General features: G+C 73.8%; 17 protein-coding genes. 8 read left to right on the plus strand and 9 right to left on the minus strand.

Going from position 1 to position 17,524, the window contains the following annotated elements:
• Positions 1–8 precede the first annotated feature (8 nt).
• Genes NOSIN_RS05375 through NOSIN_RS05385 form a run of 3 tightly spaced genes read right to left on the minus strand, consistent with a single transcriptional unit; the run spans position 9 to position 2,500 of the window.
• On the minus strand, positions 9–680 hold the full coding sequence (locus tag NOSIN_RS05375; protein WP_077689672.1) for a TetR/AcrR family transcriptional regulator: 672 nt from the start codon (positions 678–680) through the stop codon (positions 9–11).
• A gap of 57 nt (positions 681–737) precedes the next feature.
• The gene (locus NOSIN_RS05380; RefSeq protein ID WP_077689673.1) at positions 738–1,892 is read right to left on the minus strand and encodes a PrsW family intramembrane metalloprotease; all 1,155 of its coding nucleotides are present in this window, start codon (positions 1,890–1,892) and stop codon (positions 738–740) included.
• Positions 1,889–2,500, minus strand: a complete 612-nt coding sequence (locus NOSIN_RS05385; RefSeq protein ID WP_077689674.1) for a hypothetical protein — start codon at positions 2,498–2,500, stop codon at positions 1,889–1,891. The genes NOSIN_RS05380 and NOSIN_RS05385 overlap by 4 nt, the downstream gene beginning before the upstream one ends.
• A gap of 493 nt (positions 2,501–2,993) precedes the next feature.
• Between NOSIN_RS05385 and NOSIN_RS05390 the strand changes: the two genes are divergently transcribed.
• Together NOSIN_RS05390 and NOSIN_RS05395 are read left to right on the plus strand one after the other, a co-directional pair.
• Positions 2,994–3,983 carry a phosphotransferase gene (locus NOSIN_RS05390; protein WP_077689675.1) on the plus strand — a complete coding sequence of 330 codons (990 nt, stop codon included), beginning with the start codon at positions 2,994–2,996 and terminating at the stop codon, positions 3,981–3,983.
• A 163-nt stretch (positions 3,984–4,146) separates the two neighbouring features.
• On the plus strand, positions 4,147–4,623 hold the full coding sequence (locus NOSIN_RS05395; protein ID WP_077689676.1) for a hypothetical protein: 477 nt from the start codon (positions 4,147–4,149) through the stop codon (positions 4,621–4,623).
• Here the strand turns inward: NOSIN_RS05395 and NOSIN_RS05400 are convergent.
• From NOSIN_RS05400 to NOSIN_RS05410, 3 genes are all read right to left on the minus strand, one after another.
• A complete protein-coding gene (locus NOSIN_RS05400; protein ID WP_077689677.1) occupies positions 4,607–6,085 on the minus strand; it encodes a bifunctional phosphatase PAP2/diacylglycerol kinase family protein in 1,479 nt (492 codons plus the stop codon). The genes NOSIN_RS05395 and NOSIN_RS05400 overlap by 17 nt on opposite strands.
• 536 nt (positions 6,086–6,621) lie before the next feature.
• Positions 6,622–7,407, minus strand: coding sequence for an SDR family oxidoreductase (locus tag NOSIN_RS05405; protein ID WP_077689678.1), 786 nt, complete (start codon positions 7,405–7,407; stop codon positions 6,622–6,624).
• Positions 7,408–7,660: 253 nt separating this feature from the next.
• Complete coding sequence (locus tag NOSIN_RS05410; RefSeq protein WP_077689679.1) at positions 7,661–8,710, minus strand: NAD(P)-dependent alcohol dehydrogenase; 1,050 nt, start codon at positions 8,708–8,710, stop codon at positions 7,661–7,663.
• Positions 8,711–8,940: 230 nt separating this feature from the next.
• On the opposite strand from NOSIN_RS05410, the gene NOSIN_RS05415 reads away from it, so the two are divergent.
• The 4 genes from NOSIN_RS05415 to NOSIN_RS05430 are packed head-to-tail and all read left to right on the plus strand — an operon-like array spanning position 8,941 to position 12,448.
• Entirely contained in the window at positions 8,941–10,626 is a 1,686-nt protein-coding gene (locus NOSIN_RS05415; protein ID WP_077689680.1) for an MFS transporter, read from the plus strand.
• A gap of 44 nt (positions 10,627–10,670) precedes the next feature.
• Positions 10,671–11,060, plus strand: a complete 390-nt coding sequence (locus tag NOSIN_RS05420) for a VOC family protein (protein ID WP_077693424.1) — start codon at positions 10,671–10,673, stop codon at positions 11,058–11,060.
• Positions 11,061–11,070: 10 nt separating this feature from the next.
• Positions 11,071–11,454, plus strand: coding sequence for a VOC family protein (locus NOSIN_RS05425; protein ID WP_077689681.1), 384 nt, complete (start codon positions 11,071–11,073; stop codon positions 11,452–11,454).
• A gap of 1 nt (position 11,455) precedes the next feature.
• On the plus strand, positions 11,456–12,448 hold the full coding sequence (locus NOSIN_RS05430; RefSeq protein ID WP_077689682.1) for a sigma-70 family RNA polymerase sigma factor: 993 nt from the start codon (positions 11,456–11,458) through the stop codon (positions 12,446–12,448).
• A 39-nt stretch (positions 12,449–12,487) separates the two neighbouring features.
• Here NOSIN_RS05430 and NOSIN_RS05435 read toward each other — a convergent pair whose 3' ends face one another.
• Together NOSIN_RS05435 and NOSIN_RS05440 are read right to left on the minus strand one after the other, a co-directional pair.
• On the minus strand, positions 12,488–13,018 hold the full coding sequence (locus NOSIN_RS05435) for a hypothetical protein (protein ID WP_077689683.1): 531 nt from the start codon (positions 13,016–13,018) through the stop codon (positions 12,488–12,490).
• Between the two features lie 92 nt (positions 13,019–13,110).
• Positions 13,111–14,253, minus strand: coding sequence for a methyltransferase domain-containing protein (locus NOSIN_RS05440; protein WP_077689684.1), 1,143 nt, complete (start codon positions 14,251–14,253; stop codon positions 13,111–13,113).
• 318 nt (positions 14,254–14,571) lie between these two features.
• On the opposite strand from NOSIN_RS05440, the gene NOSIN_RS05445 reads away from it, so the two are divergent.
• Both NOSIN_RS05445 and NOSIN_RS05450 read left to right on the plus strand, forming a co-directional pair.
• Positions 14,572–16,080: a helix-turn-helix domain-containing protein gene (locus tag NOSIN_RS05445; protein ID WP_077689685.1), complete on the plus strand. Its 1,509-nt coding sequence runs from the start codon at positions 14,572–14,574 to the stop codon at positions 16,078–16,080.
• Positions 16,077–16,559 carry a hypothetical protein gene (locus NOSIN_RS05450; RefSeq protein WP_077689686.1) on the plus strand — a complete coding sequence of 161 codons (483 nt, stop codon included), beginning with the start codon at positions 16,077–16,079 and terminating at the stop codon, positions 16,557–16,559. The genes NOSIN_RS05445 and NOSIN_RS05450 overlap by 4 nt, the downstream gene beginning before the upstream one ends.
• Positions 16,560–16,634: 75 nt before the next feature.
• Here the strand turns inward: NOSIN_RS05450 and NOSIN_RS05455 are convergent, their stop codons facing one another.
• A complete protein-coding gene (locus tag NOSIN_RS05455; RefSeq protein ID WP_077689687.1) occupies positions 16,635–17,483 on the minus strand; it encodes an alpha/beta fold hydrolase in 849 nt (282 codons plus the stop codon).
• Positions 17,484–17,524: the final 41 nt, after the last annotated feature.

A 17,524-nucleotide genomic window follows, 5' to 3' on the forward strand; every position in this document is an offset into this window, starting at 1 on the left:
GGGGGTGCTCAGTCCGCGGAGCTGCCGTCGGCCCCCGCGGCGTCTGCGCCGCCGGTCAGGGAGGCCAGCGCGAAGTCGGCGAGCGGGAGCGCGTGCTCGCCCGCGTGCTCCCGGACGTGCTCGCGCCGACGGGGGGCCACGGCCATGGCGTGCACCAGGACCGCCCCGTACAGCGCCTCGCCGAAGGTGCCCGTGTCGGTGCCCGGGGCCAGCTCACCGCGTTCGACGGCCCGCCGCACCATGTCCGCGACCCCCTCGCGGTGGGCGCGCACGATCTGCTCGTGGAAGGAGGCGAAGGTCTCCAGGCCCGTGGCGGCGTCCACGGCCACACGCAGGGTGACCCACCCCGACGGGGCCAGGAAGTGGTCGAGCAGCGCCGTCGCCAGCGCGCGGGCGTCGCCGCGCAGGCTGCCGGTGTCGGCGGGGGCCGGCAGCCGGGCGTGCTCCCCGATGGCGTCGGCGAGCAGGCGCTCCTTGGTGGGCCAGCGCCGGTAGAGGGCGGCCTTGCCGACCCCGGCCCTGCGGGCCACCCCGTCCAGGGTGAACGAGGCCCATCCCGCCCTGCCGTACTCGGCCCGCGCCGCGGCCAGCGCCCGTGGCGTGAGACTGGGATCGCGCGTGCGCCCCCGTCCCGTCCTCGGCGGTGTCGTCCTCGTGCCCTTTCGTGCTCGCTCGCCCATGCGGCACGTTATGCCCACACTGCCGCCGATGAAAATCCACGGCCCCGCGCGCACCGGTCAGGGCGTGTACCGCGCGGCCCGGTCCTCGGCGATCGCCAGCATCTGCTCCTGGCGCCGCTCCACGTCGGGCTGCTCCGGACGCGCCACGTGCCGCAACTCCCCGCGGCGGCCGTGCCGGCTGGCCAGGGCCACCGACGCCGACCGCCGCATGCCCAGCGCCTCGCCCTCGGACGCCAGGGCCCCGCGCACCCGGCGCCGGTAGGCGTGCCGGACCGTGAAGTACACCGCCATCGTGGTCAGGAAGACCACGGCGACCTCGAACAGCATGCCCGGGAGGCCGCCCAGCAGCGGCGAGTCCACCAGCCAGTGCAGCGCCATCGCGAGCACCACCAGGGCGGCGGCGCCGACCGCGCGGCGCGTGCCCGGCCGCCACGCCGCGGCGGCCAGCAGACCCACCGCGGTGCCCGCGACCGCCGACATCGCCCAGTGCGAGCCCAGACCGGCCACGCCCACACGCAGGATGAACGTCTGCACCACCGGCACCACGCCGCCGGTGCCGCCCGCCTGGACCACCGCGTTCATCGAGTAGATGAAGTTCTCCGACACCTCGAAGCCCAGGCCGACCAGGGAGCCGATCGCGAACCCGTCCACCGGGCCCCGCACCGCGTGGGGGAAGGCCACCGCGACCAGCACGATCCCGGCCAGCTTGAGGACCTCCTCGTTGAGCGGGGCGGTCAGCGCGGGACCCCAGACCCCGGAGAAGGCCAGCCCCAGCCCCTTGGCCCAGATCGACGACAGGCCGCCGTTTGCCAGGACCCCGGCCGCGGGCGCGGCGGTCAGGCCCCAGGCCACCGCGGTCAGGGAGGCGTTCAGGGCGGGGGCGCGCACCGGGCGGATCCGGCGCAGCACCCAGAACCCGAAGGCCAGCGTCACCGCGCCGAGGAGCACGGCCAGCGCCGCCTCGGAGGAGAAGACGCGCGCCAGCCCCGCGAACTGCAGCGCCAGGAAGACCAGCCCCACCGCGCACAGCACGGCGACCAGCACGAGCGCGACCAGCGACGGCAGCCGGCGGCCGGGCCCGGGCCGCCCGTCCGGGACCCGGTCGGCGGAGTGCCGGCGGCCGGGCCCGTCCCGGTGGGCCCTGCGCGGAGACGGCACCGCCCCCCGGTCGGTCGCGCCCGGCGCGCGCGGCTCCTCGGATCCGTGGTTCACGAACCCTCCCTGGTGAAGGACACAGTGCGGACGACGTCGGCGACCGCGGCGATGTCGTCCGTGGTCGCCTCGCGTCCGGCGAGGGTCATCTCCACGGCCATGCGCCTGTTGGGGGAGGGGTAGACCACCGCGGTGCCGCGCCGGGAGCCGCTCTCCAGGGTCCCGGCCAGCCCGTCGTCGCCGTCGTGGGTGGAGATGGCCTCCGGCTCGCTCAACCGTGCCGAGGCCTCACCGGCGCGGATGAGGCGGCCCATGCCCTTCCACAGCTCCCTGACGCTGGGCGGCGGCGAGGTCGCCGGTGTGACCGAGTTGAGCGTCAGCTCCACGGGGCCGCGGTGGAAGCGGTAGGTGTGCCCGGCCTGGCTGGCGCCGGTGTTCAGCGACCATCCCTCCTGGGGGAAGGTCAGGGACGCCTGGTAGCCGCCCCCGGACCCCACGGGCACGGGGTCGCCGGAGGAGACGGACTCGGAGGCGGGCAGCAGCGCGTTGACCAGCGGCCAGGCCACCACCAGCAGGGCGACGGCTCCGGCGGCCACACCCAGCGGGACCCAGTTGCTCCGTGGACCGCGCCGCCGCGTGCGCGGATCCTCCCCGGTCGCCTCCGCCATGACGTCCCCCCGTCGTGTGGTGATGGCTCGTCCAGCAAGCGAAACACCCGGGGAGGCGCACATCGGTGAGGAGGCGTCGACTTGGCACAGGTTTACGGTGATTTCACCGAGTCCTGGGAGTGGCTTCGCCGGCCGGTCCGCCGCGTGGCGCCCATGGCGGGGTTCTCCTCGCACGCGGCTGTTCGGGCCGGCATGCTGCCATGAAGAGGTGTTTCGAAAGATGGCCCGGGAGACCCCCGTCCACGTCTGGGACGCGCGTGACGCCGTCGGCCGGAGCGAAGGGCACAGCCTCCGACCTGCTGCTCCTGCTGTGGGGGCGGACCACCGGTGACGGGGACGTGCTCGCGCGCTTCCTGGCGGCCGCCGAGGCCGGATGGCACCGGAGGGGGCCGGGCAGCGCCGGAGGGAGGCCTCCGGCCGACGGATCCGAGCCATCGCGGTACACCGTGCGTACCTGCGCCGCCGGCGGCGTTCCGGCTGGTAGTTTCGCCGCATGCGTGAACGGCCACCCGACCTGGAAGACCGGCTGTACGACGCGCTGGCCGTGTGGGGCATCCACGCTGTCGCGCTCAACCACCTCCCGCTCGGCTCCGGCGACCACCACTGGAGCGCCACCGACACCTCGGGGCGCCGGTGGTTCGCCACCGCGGCCGACCTCGCGCACAAGCCGTTCCTCGGGCCGGACCCCGCTTCCGTGCGACGCGGCCTGACACGGGCCATGGACACCGCGGCCCGGCTGCACGACGACGAGGGGCTGGGGTTCGTGGTCGCGCCCCTGCGCACACCGGGCGACGACACCGTCGTACCGGTCGGCGACCGGTACGCGCTCAGCGTCTTCCCGTTCGTGGACGGCACCTCCGGCGACTTCGGCGGGGAACTCTCCGCCGACCGGCGCGCACGCGTCCTGGACGTCCTGGCCCAGCTCCACCGGCGCGATCCCGGCGACGCCCCGGCCGTCCCCGCCGGGCTCCCCGGACGGGACCGGCTGGCCGCGCTCCTGGATCACCCGGCCGGAACAGGAGACGGGGGACCCCACGCCGCCCCCACCGCCGAACTGCTGGCCGGGTACGCCGGGGTCCTGCGCGAGCGGCTGGCGGAGTTCGACCACGGCGCCCGCGCCCTGGCGGGAGCGGCCGCGGTCCTCACCCACGGCGAGCCCCACCCCGGCAACCTGCTGTGGCGCGGCGGCCGTCCGCTCCTGGTCGACTGGGACACCGTCGGCCTGGCAGTGCCCGAGCGCGACCTGTGGCTGGTCACCGACGACCCCGGCGAACTGGCGCGCTACGCCCGCGTCAGCGGCCACGAGCCCGACCCCGCCCTGATGGACCTGTACCGGCTGCGCTGGGACCTCCAGGACGTCGTGGAGTTCGTCGACTGGTTCTCCGCGCCGCACCGGGGCGGCCCCGACACCGAGCAGGCGTGGCGGGACCTGGTCTTCGTCGTCGAACGCCTCGGGGACGGGGCGCGGTCGAGCGCTCTCTGACCCGGTTCCGGTGCCCCGGCGGGTCGCGTCCGGTCTTTCGGCCCCGGGGTAAGTATCGTTCTCATAACCCAGAGCGACCGGAAAGGGGTACGGCCGGAGCACACGCGCCGACGCCCCCGGTCGACCGGCCACACCACGGACCCGACCAGGCCACGGAGCGATCATGAAGCTGCCTCTCAGACCGCGCGACCTGCCCCTGCGCATCACCACGGGCGCGTTCGTCCTCAACTCCGGACTGGACAAGCGCGGTGCCGACGAGGAGACGGCCCAGGGGCTCCACGGCATGGCGGCGGGAGCCTACCCCTTCCTCAAGGACGTGGACCCCGTCACCTTCGCGCGGATGCTGTCGACCGCCGAACTCACCCTGGGCACCGCCCTGCTGCTCCCCGTCGTCCCCAGCCGGATCGCCGGCGCGGGCCTCACCGCGTTCGGGGCGGGACTGGTCGGCCTGTACCTGCGCACCCCGGGGATGCGCCGGCCCAACAGCCTGCGTCCGACGGAGCAGGGCCTCGCCCTGGCCAAGGACTCCTGGCTGCTGGGGGCAGGAATCAGCCTCCTGCTGGGCAGCGACACCGACCGGGACGCCACCCGCCGCCACCGCCGCGGCCGTCGCTGTCCGTCGCTCACCGGGCGGGGCTGAGCGCGGGCACGAACACCCGCAGGGCCGCACGCCGCTTGGTGAAGACGACGGTGGCCGAGCCCTCCGTCACCTCGCCGTCCACGGCCAGCAGCCGCGGCTCCCCCCTGATGGCCAGCGACAGTCCCGTGGTCAACCGCTCCGAGTAGCCGTCACCGCGCGAGAACCGGCCCAGCAGCACGTCGGCGAGGGCCCGCAGCCGGGGAAAGGGCTCCTTGGCGGTGAGCACCCGTACGTCCAGCCACCCGTCGTCCAGCCGCTCGCGCAGCGCGGGCACCCGGGCGTGCGTGCGGTACTTGCAGTTGCCCACGAACGCCCACCACACCTTGGTCGGCTCGCCGTCCACCAGCGCGGCGGTCGGGCTTACCTCCAGCAGGTCCCGCCACAGGGCCAGCGCGAACGCGGGCCACTTGCCGATGCGGTCGGCCCACCGGTCGCGCCGGTTCACCATGCGCGGGTAGGAGCCGAACGACGCGGTGTTGAGGAAGGTCCTGCCGTCCACCTCGCCCACGTCCACCCGGGCCAGCTTCCCGTCCGCGAACGCCCGCAGCGCGACGTCCACCGAGGTCAGCCCCAGGGTGCGGGCGAAGTTGTTGAGGGTGCCGTCCGGCAGGACCAGCAGCGGCCGGTCGTACCGGAGGGCCGCGTGCGCCCCGGCGTTGACGGTGCCGTCGCCGCCCGCCACCGCCAGGACCTCGGAGGTGCGCGCCGCCCGGTCCATGACCTCCTCCACGTCGTCCTCCGCCGACAGCGGGAGGATCCGCGCCTTGGGCAGTGTCCGGGCCACCCTGCTCGTGACGTCGGCGACGGTCAGGGCGGGCACCGCGCCCGCGGCGGAGCGCGGATTGACCACCACCGTCACCCCGGAGCCCTCGGGGTCCACGTCCGACTCCCCGTCGGGCACCGCGCCCGCACCGAAGAGCAGCTCGGGGCGGTGCGGCACCACCATCCGGGAGAGCACGGCCGCGCCGGAGCCGATGACCATCCCGGCGAGCACGTCACCGGGGTAGTGGACGCCGCTGTGCACGCGGGAGAACGCCACCGCGCCCGCCATGGTGACGGCCAGCGCGGCCAGCGGCTTGGGGGCGTCCGACATGACCCCGCCCGCGTAGGCCACCGCGGCGGCGGTGTGCCCGGAGGGGAAGGAGGTACTGGGATAGGAGCGGTAGGGAGACCGTGCCCGCGGCACGGCCGAGTTGTCCGGACGGGACCGGTTGGACAGCTGCTTGACCACCGCGGAGACGGTGTTGGCGGTCCCCGCGGCCAGGATCGCGCGCAGGGCGGTGCGCCTCAGCCGCGGCCCGCCCGTGGCCGCGAGGGTGGCCGACATCAGGAACCAGGGCGCCATGTTGTCGGTCGCCTGTACGAACTTGGGCGTGTAGGGGTCCAGGACGGGCGGCCCCACACCGGTCATCCGGTCGTAGACCTTTTTGTCAAGCTTGTGAAGGCGACTCTTGAGACTCATTGCCCCAGAGTGTGACGCGAGGGGTCGGATGTCCATAAAGACGCGCCCTCGGGCGGCCCTTCGTGGCGTCGGCCACACCGGGACCGTGCCGGTCCCGGGCGCCGGCGGCCGCGTCACCGACCCGCCGAAGGCCCGCCCGGCGCGGTGACCGAAGGGGCCGCCTCACACGCCGTGGCCTCGTGCCCACAGCGGGACCGGAGCGCCGCACCCCGCCATGGGGACGGGACCACCGAGGCCGGGCCCCTTTCCTCACACGGCGAGGGCTCCGGCCGCTCCACCGGGCGGTGCTTCCTTGAGGCTGCGCCGCGCTTCGCTTCGTGCTCGGGCGCCGAAGGCACGGGAACCTTCGGTCCCCGCGGTGCACCCGCTCGTATCTCACGGGCACACCTGCGGGGCCTTCGGCGGCCCCGTCGGCGCCCTCGTTGTGTTGTCTTTGAGGCTGCGCTGCGCTTCGCCTCGTGCCCGGACGCCGAAGGCACGGGAACCTTCGGCGCCCTCACCCCCGGTGGCACAGGCCCAGTCCACCGGCCAGAACACTAGACGGAGGGGATCTGGCCGCCGTCCACCCGCACCACCGAGCCGGTGACGTAGGCGGCCTGCCGGCCGGCCAGGAACGCGGCCACCGCCCCGTACTCCTCGGGCCTGCCGTAGCGCCGGGCGGGGATCCCGGCGCGGGCGTCGCCCTCGACCTCCTCCAGCGGGCGGCCCTCGCGCTCGGCGCGGGCGCGGTCCAGCGAGTCCGTGCGCGGGGTGGCGATCCGGCCGGGCACGATCACGTTCGCGGTCACCCCGTCCGCCGCGACCTCGTTGGACACCGTCTTGGACCAGGAGTGCAGCGAGGCCCGCAGGCTGTTGGAGATCCCCAGGTTCGGGATCGGCGCGACCGGACCCGACGAGGTGCTCGTGATGATCCGCCCCCAGCCGCGCTCGCGCATCCCGCCGACCACGGCGTCGGTGAGCCGGATGACCGGCAGCACCATGGCCCCGTACATGTCCTGCCAGAGCCCGGCGTCCTGCCCGAGTGCGGGAGTGGGCGGCGGGCCGCCGGTGTTGTTGACCAGGATGTCCACCGGGCCCAGCTCCTCGGCCACACGCCCGGCGACCTCGGGCGCCCGCCCGTGGTCGGCCAGGTCCCAGGTGAGGGCCAGCGCGGACACGCCGTGCTCAGTGCACGCCGCCACGGTGGCCTCCAGACGCTCCTCGTCGCGGCCGGTGACGGCCACGTGCACGCCCTCGGCGGCCAGGGCGACGGCGATGGCCCGCCCCAGGCCGGAGCTGGCGGCGGTGACCAGTGCGACCTTCCCCGCGATTCCCAGGTCCATGTCCCTCCTCGAATCTCCTGGCGTTGCACACGGCATCCTGGCAGCACACCGGCCCAGTCGGCCCCACCGGCCCCGTCGTTTCCACCCGGTCCACCGGAAAACCCGGACGGCCGTGCCTCAGGCCGCGGCCATCGCGTCGGACGCGGCCCGAACCATCGGAGGGCCGTGGGCGCGGCCGCCCGGCACCGCTCCCGCGAGCGCGAGAGCCGGTCGGGACCGGGCGGGGCCGTGCCCGCGCGCGTATCGGGTGGAGTCAGACCCCGCCCGGCACCACCACGGCACGGCCGAAGACCTTCCCCTCCTCCAGCTTCCGGTAGGCCTCCAGCGCCTCGTCCATGGAGAACCGCTCGACCTCGGGGCGGATCTGCCCGGCCCGGTACATGTCCACCACCTCCCACAGCTCTCCCAACGCTCCCCAGTAGGTGCTGGTGACGTAGGACTCGTACGGGTTGGTGAAGAACGAGAACTGGTGCGTGCCGCCCGCGATCCCCACCACGGTCAGCCGTCCGCCCTGGGCCATCACCGCGGCCGCCGTGGTGATGGTCGGAGTGGCGCCGACGAAGTCGAAGGCCGCGTCCACGCCCCGGCCGCCGGTGGCCTCGCGGATCTGCTCGACCTGCCGCTCACCCGCCCCCACGGTGATCGCGCCGTAGGACTCGGCCTCGGCCCGGGCCTCCTCCTTGATGTCGGTGGCGACCACCGTCGCGCCGGTCAGCGCCCTCAGGATCTGCACGCCGATCTGTCCCAGGCCGCCCAGGCCGATCACCAGGGCGTGGCGGCCGCCGCCCTCCAGGTGCGGCAGCGCCTCCTTGATCGCGTGGTACGGGGTCAGGCCCGCGTCCGACAGCGGCGCGGCCTCCACCGGGTCGGCGTCGCCCAGGGGGACCAGGTGGTGGGCGGGCACGGTCATGTACTCGGCCATGCCGCCGTCACGCCCCAGACCGACCGCCATGTAGGGCATCGTGGCGGCGTTCTCACAGTAGGTGTCCTGCCCCCGCGCGCACCTGCGGCAGTGGCCGCAGCCGGTCGGCCCGTACACCAGGTAGGCGCCGCCGACCTCGACGCGCTCGCTCACACCCTCGCCGAGCGCCTCCACCCACCCGGAGTTCTCGTGCCCCAGCACGAACGGGGGCTTTTGCGCCCCGGGCTGGCCCTCCCGGAAGTGGCGGTAGACGCTGATGTCGGAGTGGCACGCACCGGCGCCCGCCACCCGCAGCAGCACCTCCCCGGGGCCGGGCTCGGGCTTGGGGACGTCCTTCAGGGACGGGAACCGCCCGTAGTTCTCGAAGACCACGGCTCGCATAGGTGTCTCCCCACTCTTCCGCGGAGCGGGCGGCGCGGCGCACACCACCGGCACTCCCGGTACACACATGGCCGCTCGACGCTATCAACCCAGGTCAGTGCCGTCTGTCAACACAGGTTCCGAAAACCGTCCGGTCTTTTTTGCCCGTCCCGATGAGTCCTGGCCGCCGACCGTGTCCGTACGTGTGAACGAACCGCCCCGGGCGGAACCGACGGACGAGGAAGGCCGCGATGAACGGCGAGAAACCCAGCCCCCCGCGCGCGGGAAGGCGCGAGTGGCTCGGGCTGGGAGTGCTGGCACTGCCCACCCTGCTGCTGTCCCTGGACATGAGCGTGCTCTACCTGGCACTGCCCCACCTGGCCGAGGACCTGCGGCCCTCCGGCGGCCAACTGCTCTGGATCATGGACGTGTACGGCTTCATGATCGCCGGGTTCCTCATCACCATGGGCACCCTGGGCGACCGCGTCGGACGCAGGCGCCTGCTGATGGTCGGCGCCGCCGTCTTCGGACTGGCCTCCGTGGCCGCGGCGTTCGCGCCCAGCGCCGAGGCGCTCATCGTCACCCGCACCCTCATGGGCGTGGCCGGAGCCACCCTCATGCCCTCCACCCTGGCCCTGATCAGCAACATGTTCGCCGACCCGCGCCAGCGCGCCGTGGCCATCTCCGTGTGGATGAGCTGCTTCATGGGCGGCACCGCCGTGGGCCCGCTCGTGGGCGGACTGCTCCTGCAGTGGTTCTGGTGGGGCTCGGTGTTCCTGCTCGGCGTCCCCGTCATGGTGCTGCTGCTGGTGTGCGCGCCCCTGCTCCTGCCCGAGTACCGCTCTCCCGGATCCGGGCGCCTGGACCCGACCAGCGTCGCCCTGTCCCTGGCCGCCATCCTGCCGGTCGTCTACGGGTTCAAGTCCCTCGCCGAACACGGACCCGGCCCCGTGCCGCTCGCGGCGGTGCTCCTCGGACTGGCCACGGGCACGGTGTTCGTGCGCCGACAGCTGCGCCTGCCCGACCCGCTGCTGGACCTCGGACTGTTCCGCGAGCGCTCCTTCGGGGCCGCCCTGACCGCGATGGCGGTGGGAGCGGTCGCGATGGGCGGCACGTTCCTGCTGCTCAGCCAGTACCTGCAGATGGTGGCCGGGCACTCCCCGCTGGTCGCGGGGATGTGGCAGGTACCCGGGTCGCTGGCGATGATCGCCGCCACCATGGCCGCGGCGCCGCTGGCCGCGCGGATCGGACGGGCCAACGTCATCGGCGGCGGCATGTTCGTGACCGCCGCCGGGTTCGTCCTGCTGTTCCTGGCCCCCGCCGAGAACGGCACCCCCGTCGTCGTCGCCGGACTGGTCCTGGCCTCCGTCGGCCTGGGCCCCGGCGGTGCGCTGGGCACCGACATCGTCGTGGGATCGGCGCCCAGGGAGCGGGCCGGGGCCGCCGCGTCGATGTCCGAGACCGGAGGGGAGTTCGGCATCGCCATGGGTGTGGCCGTCCTGGGCAGCCTGGCCTCCGCCGTCTACCGCGCCAACGTGGTCCTTCCCGAGGGCGTGCCCGAGGAGGCGGGGCGGACCCTGCCCGCCGCCGTCGCCGCCGCCGGGCGACTGCCCGCGGACCCGGCCGGGAGGCTGCTCGACTCGGCGCGTGAGGCCTTCACCGACGGCCTCAACCTGGCCGGGGCGATCGGCTTCGTGGCCATGGTCGTGTTCGGAGCGCTCGCCCTCGTCATGCTGCGCGCGGCGCCGGCGGCGGAACCGATGGCGGAAACGGAACCGGCGGAAACGGAACCGGAGGGCGCGCCGGTGGGGAGCCCGGCGGGCGACCCGGTGAATGAGGAGACGGCGGAAAAGGCGGCGGAAAAACATTCGGAGGCCGATGAGTCCACGGCCGACCAGGGGTCTGTACAGGTGAGCGGCACCGATGGCCGGACCTGAACCGGACACGGACCGCGATGCGCACACCACCGACGGAGGACACCATGGACCGTCCCAGCCTCGACAGCATCCTGCTCGCCACCACCGACCCCGACCGGCTGCACGACTGGTACGCCGCCGTCCTGGCGCCCCAGGGCGACAACGACGTGGACGGCTACCGCGTCCTGCGCTTCGGCGCCTTCCACCTGCTCATCGACCGCCGCGACGACGTCGGGCCCAAGGCGGGCGAGCCCACCCGCATGATCCTCAACTTCGACGTGGACGACGCCCGCGCCGTCGCCGCCCGCATGGACGAGCGGGGCACCGAGTGGCTCGCACCCCTGGAGGACCGCGACGGCAGCCTGTTCGGCACCGCCGTGGACCCCGACGGCAACTACGTCCAGATCATCCAGCTCAGCGACGAGCACCGCGCCGCCATGGAGAGCGGCGAGTAGGGAGGACACCGTGTTCGACGGCAACAGGGCCTTCGGCTCCTTCGCCGTTCCCGACACCGACCGGGCCGGGGAGTTCTACGGGGACACCCTCGGACTCCCGGTCGGCCCCGTCGAGGGCATGGAGGAGTACGGAATGCTCCGCATCGACCTGGGGGAGGGGCGGGGCATCCTCGTCTATCCCAAGCCGGACCACGAACCCGCCGGATTCACCGTGCTGAACCTGCCCGTGGACGACATCGACTCCACCGTGGACGAACTCGTCCGGCGCGGCGTCCGGATGCTGCGCTACGAGGGCCTCGGCCAGGACGAGAGGGGGATCTCGCGCGGCGAGCCGGCCGTCGCGTGGTTCGCCGACCCGTTCGGGAACGTGTGTTCTGTCATACAGGAGGCGTAACGTGACGGTCGTGATGGAACACGCGTCTGACCAGGACTTCGTGAGGCTCGCCGACCCGTACCGGCGGGAGCTGTTCGCGCACTGCTACCGCATGCTCGGCTCGGTGCACGACGCGGAGGACCTGGTGCAGGAGACCTACCTGCGCGCCTGGAAGGCCTACGACCGCTTCGAGGGCCGGTCCAGCCTGCGCACCTGGCTCCACCGGATCGCCACCACGGCCTGCCTCACCGCCCTGGACAAGCGCCAGAGGCGGCCTCTGCCCACCGGGCTCGGCGGACCCACCGCCGAGCCCGAGGGCGAGCTGGCCGACCGGCCCGAGGTGCCCTGGCTGGAGCCGGTGCCCGACGCCCTGGTCGGCGCCGACGACCCCGGCACGGTGGTGGAGGCGCGCGAGAGCGTGCGCCTGGCCCTGGTCGCGGCCCTGCAGTACCTGCAACCCAAGCAGAGGGCGGTGCTGATCCTGCGCGACGTCCTGCGGTTCAGCGCCGCCGAGGTCGCCGACACCCTGGACACCTCCGTCCCCGCGGTCAACAGCCTGCTTCAGCGGGCCCACGCCCAACTGGCCCGGGTGACCCCCACCGAGGAGAAGGTGGCCGAACCACAGCCCGCCCAGCGCGAGACCCTCGCACGCTACGTCGCCGCGTTCGAGTCCTACGACATCCCGGCCATCACCTCGCTGTTCACCGCCGACGCGGTGTTCGAGATGCCGCCCTTCGCCACCTGGGTGCGCGGCGGCGAGCACATCGGCCGCCTCATCGCCGCCCAGTGCCCGGCCGGCGGACCGGGCGACATGGCGCTGGTGCCGACCGCCGCCAACGGGCAGCCCGCCTTCGCGGTGTACATGCGCGGCGGGGACGGCCTCCACCGGGCGTTCGGCCTCCAGGTCCTGGACCTGTCCCCGGAAGGAGGGGAGGTCGTCCACACGGCGATGTTCTTCGACACCACCCTCTTCCCGCACTTCGGGCTCCCCGCCGCCCTGCCCCGGCGCGGCTGAGGAAGCGGAGCGCGGCCGCGGACCGGCCGTCCCCGACCCTCACCCCCACGCCGGAGGCAGGTCGAACTCGGCCCAGACGACGCCGCCCTCCCCGCCGGAGGAGCCGGTGCGCCGGGTCCCCCAGCGGGCGGCGAAGTGGTCGATCAGGAGCAGCCCCTGGCCCCGGACGCCCGCACGCCAGTCGCCGGGCCGCCGGCCGCGCCGGCCGCCGCGCCCCCCGGCGTCCGGCGCCGGACACGGTCCGCGCGCGGTGGCGCCCACGGCCTCCTGGCCGGCCATCGACAGCCGCAGTACGCGCCCGCCCTCCGGAAGGTGGTGAAGGGAGAGCACGCACACCACCTCCTGCGGGCTCCCACCGCGCGGCGCGCGGCCCACGGTGTCGGCGAACATCTCGCTGGCGCACAGCACCGCGGCCGCGGTCGGCTCACCCCGGGCCCCGGACACCGAGGCCAGGTCGGCGCGCAGGTCCGCCCTGAGCCAACCGATGGCGTACGGGCTCGCTGGATAGGTGCGGGGCGCCCAGTGACGGTCGGAGCCGACTGGTCGTCGGGGCTGGGGCAGGACGGTCATCTCGGGTCCTCCTCGGTGCGGGGCGGATGGGGTGCGGGGTCTTTCCGGGCGTGCGGCGCTCCTCGGACGCGGGCGTCCTCTCCGGCCCCGCGCTATCCCGACGAGGCGAGGACCGAGTCCTCGTCGTCGAGCCACACCAGTTGGCGCTCGGCGGAGACGGTCAGCCCGAACCGCGTGGGCGCGGGCCGCCCGGCCTCCACCCACCGCAGGTGGGCGGCCTCCAGTTCGGTGAACAGCCTCCGGGGGCCGTGCTGGCGCACCTCGTGGCCGGACTCCCCGTGCTCGGGACCGACGTGCCAGGAGGCCCGGGACCACGTGACCGGATCCACCAGCTGGACCGTGAGCCGGGGATCCCCCCTCTCCCGCGCCCGCCGCACGCGCCGGTACACGCCGGGCATCTGAAGACCCACGGCGAAGGCGGCGTCGCGGTCGCCGACCAGGTCTTCGGGGCGCAGCCGGGTACGCGTGGCGGCGTGGTCGGGCTCCGGGCGGGGGCGGGCCTCCCACAGGCGGCCCGGGGCCCGGTCCGCGCGCGCCCACACGCAGTCGGTGTGCCCGACGAACCTCCCACGGGCCGTTCCGCGCGCCCCGACCACCAGGTCGGCCAGGACCCCGTGGTGGAAGGCGTCGCCCCACGGCGTCAGGATCCGTCCGCCGGGCCGGGACTGCGCCACCCAGGCGTAGGGGACCCGGCGCACGGCCACGCCGCTGACCACGCGGTCGTAGGGGGCGCGTCCCGCCCAGCCCTGCATGCCGTCCCCGCCGACCACCAGCGGCGTGAACCCCGCGCCCATCAGACTGATCCGGGCGCGCTCGGCGAGTTCGAAGTCGATCTCCACCGACACGACGGCGTCGTCGCCCAGCAGGTGCGAGAGCAGGGCGGCGCTGTACCCGCTGCCGGTGCCCACCTCCAGCACCCGCATCCCCGGCACGGCCCGCAGGTGCCGCATGACCCCGGCCAGCGCGGACGGAGCCGGAGCCGAGGACGTCGGCTCACCGGGGCCGCGGCGGTCCCCGCCGTCGACCTGGGTGAGGACGGGGGCGTCGGCGTAGGCGGCCTCCAGCCACCCCCGCTCGTCCACCTCCCGGTCCACGTGCCCGCCCGTGCCGGCGTCGATGATCACGTCCGGCAGGAACAGGTGCCGGGGGACGGCGGCGAACGCGGCGTGCCAGTCGGAGGGCAGAACGCCCCGTTCGGCGAGGTCCTCGACCATCCTCCGGTGCGGGGGGATCACCGCGCACACCTGCCGTGCCGCTCACCGGGTCGGTGGCGTCCGCGGCCGGAGGGGCCGGAGGGGACTGGGGGAGCGGTGGGAACGGAGGGAGCGAAGAGGGCGGCGGTCCGGAGTCCGCGGGTCCCGGAGCCGGCGCCGTGTCCGCCAGGCGCGGTGGAGGTCACCGTTCCTCCTCCTCGGGTGGTCCCGAAACAGAGCACATCAGGGTCCTGCGTCCATTGGGAGAACGGACGTTTCCGGGTAAGGATTACTACGCAAGACACAACACCGTTCGCCCACCAAAGCGGAATTCCGTGCCGATATACACCGGCGGTATGTATGGCAAAATCCCTGGTCGCCCCCCTTTTCTCCCCGCCATCGTCCTTCTGGTCCCGCGCCGACGTCCGCCGGTCACTCGCCGAACGGGACGCGGGCGCCCTGTTCGGACTCCTGCGCCGGTACACGGGCGCGAGCCAGCAGGCGATCGGATCCGCCGTCGACATGGCCCAGCCGCACGTGAGCGCGATCATGTCGGGAAAACGCGTGGTCACCGCGCTGGAGACGTGGCAGCGCATCGCCGACGGACTGGTGATGCCCTCCCAGGCCCGCCGAACATTGGGCCTCGCAGATGCGGACGAAGAGTATTCGGCAGGCGTTTCCTGGACAGATAACTCGGTGGAAGAAGGCGATTCGTGGTCCGCGTCCAGAACGGCGCAGGACATCGTCGAGATCACGCTGAAGGACCTGATGAAACGCAGAGACGCATTCGCGGCCGGGGGAGCGCTCATCGTGGGCGCCACGCTGACGGAGACGCTGGAGCACTGGCTGATGCCCCGGACCGCCGCGCCCGGCCGCGGCCGCGGCACCATCGGGGAGTCGGAGCTGTGCCGGATCGAGGCCGCCACCGTGGCGCTGCGGCACTGGGACGACCGGTGGCGCCTGGGCATCCGGCGCAAGGCCGTCATCGGCCAGCTCTCGGAGGTCTCCGAACTCGTCGAGCACCCCCAGTCCGCGTCCGTCCAGACACGGCTGTTCGCGGTGATGGCCGAACTGTCCAAGACCGTGGCCTCGATGTCCTTCGACTCCGGGGACCACCCGACGGCGCAGCGGTACTACACCCTCTCCCTGCGCGCACTCCACCAGGCGGGACCCGGGTACCGCGCCTACGGCGTCGGGGTCCTGGCCGCCATGGCCCGGCAGATGCTGGACCTGCACCGGCCCGGCGACGCCCTCGACATCTGCCGCCTCGCACTCGACAGCGCGGACGCCGCCGGAGCGCCCCCGCGGGTGCGGGCCATGCTGCGCACGCGCGAGGGCTGGTCCTACGCGCGGATGGGGCGGCCGGAGGCCTACCGCCGCACCGTCGTCCAGGCCGAGGACCTCCTCGCGGTCGGGGGACCGGAGGAGAGGGACGCGCAGGAGGCACCCGGCTGGACGGGCGGCTTCGACCACGCCGAACTGTCGGGGGTGGTCGGGGCCCGCTACCGCGACCTGGCCGCGAGCCGCGACGACCGGGGAGCCAGGCACAGGCACGCCGAGTCCTCCGCCGCCTACATCACCCAGGCACTGCGGTCCAGGGACCCGGCCAGGAAACGCGGCCGCGCTTTCGACCTCGTGGGGCTCGGACGCACCTACCTGCTGCTCGACGAACCCGCCGAGTCCGCCCGGGTCGTGAGCCAGGCCGCGGCCCTGGAGTCCTCCCTCGACTCCGGCCGGGTGCGCAGGCGCCTGGGCGACTGGTACACCGAGTCCGCCGCGCACCACCGTAACCCGCAGGTGGCCGAAGTCCGCGACGAGTTGTCACGTACGCTGCTGCACCATCAGCCAGATGTGAAGGGAATGACGTGACTCGGATCGGAATCACTGGTCACTCGAATCTTTCCACCGACAGCGTGGCACTGGTACGCAAGGCCCTGGACGAAGCCCTCGTCCCCTACACCGACGACGACCTCGTCGGGATCTCCTGTCTGGCGCGCGGTGCCGACCAGCTCTTCGCCGAGGCCGTGCTCGACGCCGGGGGGCGGGTGGAGGTCGTGCTGCCCTCGGCCGACTACCGCGAGACCAAGGTCAAGCCCGCCGACCTGGACCGGTTCGACGACCTCCTCGTGCGCTCGGCCCTGGTGCGCTACATGCCGCACCGCAGCGCGGGCCGCTCCGCCTACGAGGACGCCAACAACGCCGTCCTGGACGGAGTGGACCGGCTGTTCGCGGTGTGGGACGGCCGTCCTTCGGGTGGCCGAGGCGGGACCGGCGACGCCGTCGAGGCGGCCCGGGACCGGGGCGTGCCGGTGGACGTCCTCTGGCCCGAGGGCGCCCGAAGGGACTGAGGCCCCGGCTCCGAGACCGCGGGACCGCGGGCCCCGGGGACCGCACTCCCGGGCTCAGGGCCCTTCGCGCGCCGCTCAGCCTCCGTCCAGCACGCGGTGCAGGGTGTCCGCGAAGGCCTCGGGATGAGGACCGAAGCCGAGGTGGTCGCCCGGGAAGGCGACCGGGTCCGTGTCGAGCCGCAGTGCGAGGGCGAGGCCCATGTCGTAGATGGCCTTGCCGGCGTCCGCCTCGCCCAGGCCCACCGTCACCGGGACCCCGCTCGTGCGCAGGGCCTCCACGTCGGGCTCGTACAGGGACAGGGGCATCAGCCCGTGGGAGAAGAAGTAGTCGAAGTTCCCGCTGACACGCTCGTACGTCTCGGGGTCCTCGTGCCACGGGTTGTCCGCAGGCGTGCTCCCACCCTCCGGTTCCGACCCGCCGTCCAGACCGTTCAGCTCCAGGAACTTGCCCATCGCCGCCCCCGCGCCCCCGCGGAGATAGGTGTCGTAGACGTCCTTGCCGCCGGCCATCATCTCCGAGGGGTCGTCGAGCATCGTCAGGCACGGCGGCTCGTGCGCGACCAGCTCCCGCACCAGCGTGGGATGGCGCGTCACCAGGTCGAGCCCGACGTGGGCGCCCGCGCTGTTGCCGAACACGTAGGCCGGTATGCCCACTTCCGAGATCAGGAGCGCGGCGTCGTCGCCGTGCAGGTCCACCCTCTGCTCCTCCGGCTCGCCGTCCAGAGGGCTCCGCGAGTTGCCGCGCGGGTCGTAGGACACGGTCGTGTAGTGGTCGGCCAGGCGCTCGGCGATCCCGTCGTAGACCCCCGCGTCCTGCGGGCCGCCGGGGATCAGCAGCAGGACGGGGCCCGACCCGCGGACCTCGTAGTAGAGCTTGGCTCCCGGCACCTTCAGCGTGTGCGTCTCGGGTTCGTGGTGCGACATGGTCTCTTCAGTCCCTCCCGGCGCGGTACCGCGCGCACGGT

Origin of the sequence: Nocardiopsis sinuspersici, assembly GCF_001998325.1 — a bacterium.
In the GTDB taxonomy this organism is placed as follows: domain Bacteria; phylum Actinomycetota; class Actinomycetes; order Streptosporangiales; family Streptosporangiaceae; genus Nocardiopsis; species Nocardiopsis sinuspersici.